Source organism: Martelella sp. UBA3392 (genome assembly GCF_002358775.1).
Classification (GTDB): Bacteria; Pseudomonadota; Alphaproteobacteria; order Rhizobiales; family Rhizobiaceae; genus Martelella; species Martelella mediterranea.
In genome coordinates this window covers 1-6,852 of sequence record NZ_DEPM01000062.1, presented here as the reverse complement: position 1 = coordinate 6,852, position 6,852 = coordinate 1, and the positions used below count along the sequence as shown (strand labels likewise).

Sequence of the window (6,852 nt, the reverse complement as noted above, 5' to 3'; positions counted from 1 at the left end):
GTCTTTCTCAGGCCTGCTGCGCCGGGGCTTCATCCGCGGCAAGCGCCGGTTCGGCTTCCGCCTGCGACGCATGCGGGCCTTCCAGAAGCCCGTGCGGCGCCGTAGCCGGCGCGCCGGTCATGATCTTCAGGAGCCGCGCCAGCGTTTCGGGCAGGTCATGGCGCTTGACGACCATGTCGACCATGCCGTGCTCCAGCAGATATTCCGCGGTCTGGAAGCCGTCGGGTAGCTGCTCGCGGATGGTCTGCTCGATCACGCGGCGGCCGGCAAAGCCGATCTCGGCGCCGGGTTCGGCGATATGCAGGTCGCCGAGCATGGCGTAGGAGGCCGAAACGCCGCCGGTGGTCGGGTTGGTCAGCACCACCACATAGGGCAGGCCGGCATCGCGCATCATCTCGATCATCACCGTTACGCGCGGCATCTGCATCAAGGAGAGAATGCCCTCCTGCATGCGCGCGCCGCCCGACGCCGGAAAGATCACCAGCGGGCATTTCTCATCGAGCGCGCGCTGGAAGGCCTGGATGATCGCCTCGCCGGCGGCCATGCCGAGCGAGCCGCCCATGAACTTGAACTCCTGCACCACGGCAACGAGCTTCAGCCCCTCAAGCGTGCCGAGGCCGGCCAGGATCGTGTCTTCCTGATCGGTCTTCGCCCGGTTTTCCTTCAGACGGTCGAGATATTTCTTGGAATCGCGAAACTTCAGCGGGTCCTGCGCCACCTTCGGCTGCGGCAGGTCCTCATAGGTCCCGTTATCGAACAGATCGGCAAGGCGCGCCCGCGCCGGCATCTTCATGTGATAACCGGAAGACGGGATCACCCACTTGTTCTCTTCCAGATCGGTATGAAACACCATGGCCCCGGTTTCGGGGCACTTGATCCACAGATTCTCGGGCACCTCGCGGCGGCCGAACATGGAATTGATCCGCGGCCGCACGTAATTGGTAATCCAGTTCACCACATGAACCTCCTGAATTTCTTTGCCTGCCGTGTGCCAGATTTACTCGGCGGCTGCAAGGCGCGCGTCCCGCACGCCGCTTGAAAGGCCCTTCACGAAGGTCGAAACCGCGTCGACCGTGTCCTTGCCGGCCTTGCCGTCGGCCGTGAGGCTGCCGGCGATCTGGTTGACCAGCGCCGTGCCCACGACCACGCCATCGGCGGCAGCCCCGATCAGACGGGCATGTTCGGCGGTCTTGACGCCGAAGCCGACGCAGACCGGCAGATCGGTATGCGCCTTGATGCGCGAAACCGCCTCGCCAACCTTCGAAGGGTCAGGCAGCGCCGAGCCGGTGATCCCGTTCATCGAGACATAATAGACGAAGCCGGAGGTGTTTTTCAAAACCGCCGGCAGACGCTTGCCGTCCGTGGTCGGCGTCGCCAGCCGGATGAAGTTCAGCCCGGCCGCAAGGGCTGGAATGCAGAGCTCATTATCCATTTCCGGCGGCAGGTCGACGATGATCAGCCCGTCAATGCCGGAAGCCAGCGCATCGGCGATGAATTTGTCGACGCCATAGATATAGATCGGGTTGTAATAGCCCATCATCACGATCGGCGTATCGGCGTCGCTTTCGCGAAACTTCCGGGCAAGCTCCAGGGTCTTGGCCAGCGTCTGGCCGCCCTTCAGCGCCCTCAGCCCCGCCATCTGGATCGACGGGCCGTCGGCCATCGGATCGGAAAACGGCATGCCGAGCTCGATCACATCCGCGCCGGCCTTCGGCAGCGCCTTCATGATTTGAAGCGAGGTATCGAAATCCGGATCGCCGCCCATGAAATAGGTGATCAGCGCCGGCCGGCCCTCGGTTTTCAGCGCGGCAAAGCGTTTTTCCATGCGTTCGGTCATACTCTACTCCGTGGCATCTTCGATGCAAAATAATCGGCAAGCGGCGCGCCGGCCATGGCGGTTGCCATGAATGCGCGTCGCTCGAAATCAATCACGCCCAGTTCCCATACGCAGGCCATCGGGCCGGGCGGAACGGGCGAAAAGTCGGGCGGCGTCATGCCGAGATCGGCGCGCCAGAGCCCATGAGAGAGGATCCCGCCGGGTAGCCACCAATGCAACAGCAGCCACCAGGCCTCTTCGCCGTGATGCAGCACCGCAAAACCGGCGCCAAAATTCGGCTTCGGCGCTCCCGCCTGTCGCAGCACGGAAATGGCGGCTTCCAGCACATCCTCGCCGAAATCCGGGGCGCCCTCGGCCGCAATTCCGCTGAGCTTGATTGTGCCGTAATCCGTCTCGACCGTTGTCAGATAACCGGCCTCTCGCGGGCGATAAAGCTCCGCTTCCGCCAGTGTTTCCGTCATGATCTTCCGTCCTATTCCGTTTCCTCATCCGACCACGCCGAAATCGCGGTGACCAGCGACTTGTGGACGGACTTCATGTTCATCACGAGGCTGTCGATTTCGGCGGAGGCATCGTCGCCCGAGGCGAGCGCGTTCAGCGCCGAGACCAGTTCGATGTTGAACAGGTTCTGATGCGCCAGCGCCTTGATCACCGCGGCCCGCAGCTCATCGCCGCCGCCGCCGTCCTCCTCCTCGATGATCTCGAACAGCGCTTCCGCCAGGTCCGACATTTCCTCGATCACGTCCCCCCTGCTCATTTACCTCACATCTCCATGCCGAGAATCTTGCCCACCGTATGCACGTCCTTGTCACCGCGGCCGGAAAGATTGGCGAGAATTATCTCGTCCTTGCCCATTTTCGGCGCGCGCTTCATGATTTCGGCGATCGCGTGGCTCGCCTCCAGCGCGGGAATAATGCCTTCGAGCCGGGTCATGAGCTGGAATGCCTCCAGCGCCTCGTCATCCATGATCGGCACGTAGCTCACGCGGCCGATATCGTTGAGCCAGGAATGCTCCGGCCCGATGCCGGGATAATCGAGCCCGGCCGAGATCGAATGGCCTTCCTTGATCTGGCCGTCGCCATCCTGCAGCAGATAGGTGCGGTTGCCGTGCAGCACGCCGGGCGCGCCGGCGGTGATCGAGGCGCAGTGCTCCTCGCCCGAAAGCCCCTTGCCGCCAGCCTCGACGCCGACGATTTTCACATCGGCGTCATCGAGGAATGGATGAAAGATACCGATCGCATTCGAGCCGCCGCCGACGGCGGCGATAACGAGATCCGGGAGCCGGCCTTCGGCTTCCATCATCTGTTCACGCGCTTCCGTGCCGATCACCGCCTGGAAGTCACGCACCATTTCCGGATAGGGATGCGGGCCAGCGGCCGTGCCGATCAGGTAATAGGTATCCTCGACATTGGTGACCCAGTCGCGCAACGCCTCGTTCATCGCGTCCTTCAGCGTGCCGTGGCCGGCCGTCACAGGCTTCACCTCTGCGCCCAGAAGCTTCATGCGGAACACATTCGGTGCCTGCCGCTCGACATCGGTCGCGCCCATATAGACCACGCAGGGCAGGCCGAAGCGGGCGGCGACGGTGGCGGACGCCACGCCATGCTGGCCAGCGCCGGTCTCGGCGATGATCCGCGTCTTGCCCATCCGCTTGGCGAGCAGGATCTGGCCGATGCAGTTGTTGATCTTGTGCGAGCCGGTGTGGTTCAGCTCCTCGCGCTTGAAATAGATTTTCGCGCCGCCGAGATGCTCGGTCAGGCGCTCGGCGTAATAGATCGGGCTCGGCCGGCCGATATAATGCTTGCCGAGCGATTTCAACTCCGCCTGGAAGGCCGGATCGGTCTTCGCCTTTTCCCACTCGCCCTCAAGGTCGAGGATCAGCGGCATCAGCGTCTCGGCGACGAAACGGCCGCCGAAAATGCCGAACAGACCGGTCTCGTCGGGTCCGGATTTGAAGGAATTCAGCTTCGGGGTCTCGTTCACGGTCATTCTCCATCAGGCCGTTGCATAGGCAGCGTCAACGGCATCAAAAAAGGCATCGATCCGGGCGGCGTCCTTCACGCCGGGCGCGCTTTCGACGCCCGAGGAAACATCAAGCCCCTGCGCCCCGGTTTCATGAAGCGCGGCAGCGACATTTTCCGCCGAAAGACCGCCCGACAGGAAATAGGGAATAGTCGGGCGCCAGCCGGCAAGCAAGCGCCAATCGAAGGTCACGCCATTTCCACCCGGAAGCGTCGCGTTTGCAGGCGGCTTTGCGTCAAAAAGCAGATGATCCGCGACACCGTCATAGTCATCGACCCGGGCAAGGTCTTCCGGCGCGCGCAGCGAAAACGCCTTGATCACCGGCAGGCCGAACAGCGCCTTGATGGTCATCACCCGGTCGGGCGTCTCATGGCCGTGAAGCTGCAGCATATCGGGACGGGCGGCGTAAACGATCTCTTCCAGAAGCTCGTTGTCGGCATCGACCGATACGGCAACCGTCTTCGCCCGGCCGCGCACATGGGTGATTAGGCCGGCGGCAATATCGGGCTCGACATAGCGCGGGCTCTTCTCAAAGAAGATGAAGCCGACATGGCTCGCCCCGCGACGGATGACGTGATCGATCGTGTCTTCGCTGCTGAGCCCGCAGATCTTGATGGCCGGACGTTTCATGGTCTGTCCTTAACATATCGCGAAAAACTTCGCGAGTTCTATACGGTTGGCGTATCGAAGCGGATCGCATGGAGGAAAGACCCTTCGGCCTTCAGCCAGCGGCGCGCCTCCGGGGTTCTCGGACACAGCTTTTCGCAGAGCGCCCAGAAACGCGGCCCGTGGTTCATTTCGCTGAGATGCGCCACCTCGTGCGCGGCGAGGTAATCCACGACAAACAGCGGTGCCATCGCGATCCGCCAGGAGAAATTGAGATTGCCGGCCGACGAACAAGAGCCCCAGCGCGATTTGGTGTCCTTGAAGCTGATCGCCGAAAAGCGCTTGCCGCTCGCCTCCGCGTGGTATCGTACGCGTTCGGTGATCTCGCGCTTCGCCTCCTTCTTCAGATAGTCGGCAGCGCGCCGGCCGATACTGGCGGCGGGACCGGAGACCAGAAGCACGGGTGCGCCGTCCTCGACACGGGCCTCGGTCAATCCGCGCAGATTGCCGCTGTGGCGGATAGTGTGGGCGACGCCGAACACCGGCAGCGACGCGCCGTCGCCAATGGCTGTTTCGCGGCCCTCGAACCGTCCGATCCGGTCGATCAGCCAGTCATGATGACGGCGCAGAAACCCTTCAACCTGATGGCGCGCAAGCCCCGGCGGCACGGTGAGGCTCACCGCATGCCCGCCCGGCTCGATCTTCAGCGTCATCCGCCGCGCGCGCGCATTGGTCCTGACGTTGAGCGGCAGCACCCTTCCGCCGATGTCGATTGTCCTGGCGTTCATTCCGTGTCTCTTCGGCCCCGATGGCCTTCCTATACCGGGTTCCGGCCCCGACAGGCCACAAAAAAAGGCACCGCCCGGGGGATATGGGCGATGCCGAAAGGGTGGCTGCCGCGCCTCACGGCGCGGCGCATTGCGTCAGTCCTGCGATGTTCCGCCGGAATTGCCGTTGTTGCGCTCGCGCATGAAACGGTCGAATTCCTCGCGGTCGCGGGCCTTTCTCAGCTCGTCGGTGTAGCGATCGAATTCGGCGCGCATCTCGTCGAGCTTGCGGCGCTCGGCCTCGATCCGCTCCATCTCGCTGCGGCGCCATTCATCGAAGGCGGCATTGCCGGTGGAGGCCATCGGCTCGGCGGCCTGGCGCATGTTGCGCTTGCAGGAGCCGAAGGCGCGTTCGGCGGAACGCTTCCACTCGCCGCGCGACATGTTCAGACGATCGCCCCAGATAATATAGGCAAGCATCACCAGTCCAAGCGGCCAGAACACGACAAAACCGATCACCATCAGGGCAATCGTAAGTGGCGTCCACGCCGGACGCAGTAACGCAGTCTCGTTCATCTCGGTTCTTCCTCGTTTCGTCTCGGCGATCGACCGCCGATATTTCCGATATGGAAATGGCGGCATGCCGCTTCAAGATATATTCGACAGGAATCGAACGATTTTGCGGAAAACGGTACGGCTTCTGGAAGGTTTTGCCAGATACCGGAAGCGGGCCGGAGAGCCGATGCGATCGCCCGTCAGCGCGGCGCGCGTTTGGCGAGGATGCGCTGCAGGGTGCGGCGGTGCATGTTGAGGCGGCGGGCGGTTTCGGAGACGTTGCGGTCGCACATCTCGTAGACCCGCTGGATATGCTCCCAGCGCACCCGGTCCGCCGACATCGGGTTTTCCGGCAGGTCGGTCTTTTCGCCGGGCTGCTGGGTCAGCGCATGGACGATATCGTCGGCATCGGCTGGCTTGGCGAGATAATCGAGCGCGCCGAGCTTCACGGCGGTGACGGCGGTTGCAAGATTGCCGTATCCGGTCAGCATCACGATCCGGGTATCGGCCCGGGCCTCCCGGATGGCGGCGACCACGTCGAGCCCGCTGCCGTCCTCAAGCCTCAGGTCGACGACGGCGAAGGCCGGCGGCCGCGCCTTGGCAAGCGCGATCCCTTCGGCAACCGAGCTCGCCGTTTCGATATCGAAACCGCGCGTTTCCATGGCGCGCGCCAGCCGGCGCAGGAACGGCGCGTCGTCATCGACAAGCAGAAGGCTGCGGTCGTCGCCGAGGCCGGCGAGTTCGTCATTCGTATCGGGGGTCTGCAATGCGTTCATTTCATTGGGCCTGAAAGTAATGCCTGACCCCTTATGCCTCCGGGGGCGACGGGGGTAAACCCCTTGCGCGTCACAAAACCGTCACCGCAACGCCGGCAGGTCAGACCCGCACCCTCGAAACGCTTGCGCGCTTCCAATCCGGCGCGAACCATTCTAGAGCCGTTCAGGCTTAAATGGAATCCGTTCTGTTTGCCCAAACCGGTCATTCCACGCGAAGAAGTCCGCGCGGCATAGCCATAGCTATGTCGAAGGGCTTCGACAAAGTGGATGGCCGGTTTCGGCAAACCCG

10 protein-coding genes are annotated in these 6,852 nt (G+C 63.1%); all 10 read right to left on the bottom strand.

Annotated features, from left to right (window positions below):
* Positions 1-7: 7 nt before the first annotated feature.
* Positions 8-955, bottom strand: coding sequence for an acetyl-CoA carboxylase, carboxyltransferase subunit beta (gene accD, locus B4E36_RS04640; protein WP_292055437.1), 948 nt, complete (start codon positions 953-955; stop codon positions 8-10).
* Positions 956-997: 42 nt separating this feature from the next.
* A complete protein-coding gene (trpA, locus tag B4E36_RS04635) occupies positions 998-1,837 on the bottom strand; it encodes a tryptophan synthase subunit alpha (protein WP_292055429.1) in 840 nt (279 codons plus the stop codon).
* Entirely contained in the window at positions 1,834-2,298 is a 465-nt protein-coding gene (locus B4E36_RS04630; protein ID WP_345900042.1) for a hypothetical protein, read from the bottom strand. The genes trpA and B4E36_RS04630 overlap by 4 nt, the downstream gene beginning before the upstream one ends.
* Before the next feature lie 11 nt (positions 2,299-2,309).
* Positions 2,310-2,594 (bottom strand): hypothetical protein, encoded by a 285-nt coding sequence (locus B4E36_RS04625; RefSeq protein ID WP_292055430.1) that lies wholly within the window; start codon positions 2,592-2,594, stop codon positions 2,310-2,312.
* Positions 2,595-2,599: 5 nt separating this feature from the next.
* Positions 2,600-3,820: a tryptophan synthase subunit beta gene (gene trpB, locus B4E36_RS04620; protein WP_018067584.1), complete on the bottom strand. Its 1,221-nt coding sequence runs from the start codon at positions 3,818-3,820 to the stop codon at positions 2,600-2,602.
* 12 nt (positions 3,821-3,832) lie between these two features.
* A complete protein-coding gene (locus B4E36_RS04615; RefSeq protein ID WP_292055432.1) occupies positions 3,833-4,489 on the bottom strand; it encodes a phosphoribosylanthranilate isomerase in 657 nt (218 codons plus the stop codon).
* Between the two features lie 38 nt (positions 4,490-4,527).
* The gene (locus B4E36_RS04610; RefSeq protein WP_292055433.1) at positions 4,528-5,253 is read right to left on the bottom strand and encodes a M48 family metallopeptidase; all 726 of its coding nucleotides are present in this window, start codon (positions 5,251-5,253) and stop codon (positions 4,528-4,530) included.
* Positions 5,254-5,388: 135 nt separating this feature from the next.
* Positions 5,389-5,808 (bottom strand): DUF2852 domain-containing protein, encoded by a 420-nt coding sequence (locus B4E36_RS04605; protein WP_018067581.1) that lies wholly within the window; start codon positions 5,806-5,808, stop codon positions 5,389-5,391.
* Positions 5,809-5,987: 179 nt separating this feature from the next.
* Complete coding sequence (locus B4E36_RS04600; RefSeq protein WP_292055434.1) at positions 5,988-6,563, bottom strand: ActR/PrrA/RegA family redox response regulator transcription factor; 576 nt, start codon at positions 6,561-6,563, stop codon at positions 5,988-5,990.
* The coding region (locus tag B4E36_RS04595) for a hypothetical protein (RefSeq protein ID WP_345900041.1) at positions 6,560-6,852 on the bottom strand (293 nt) is incomplete at its 5' end. The genes B4E36_RS04595 and B4E36_RS04600, both read right to left, overlap by 4 nt.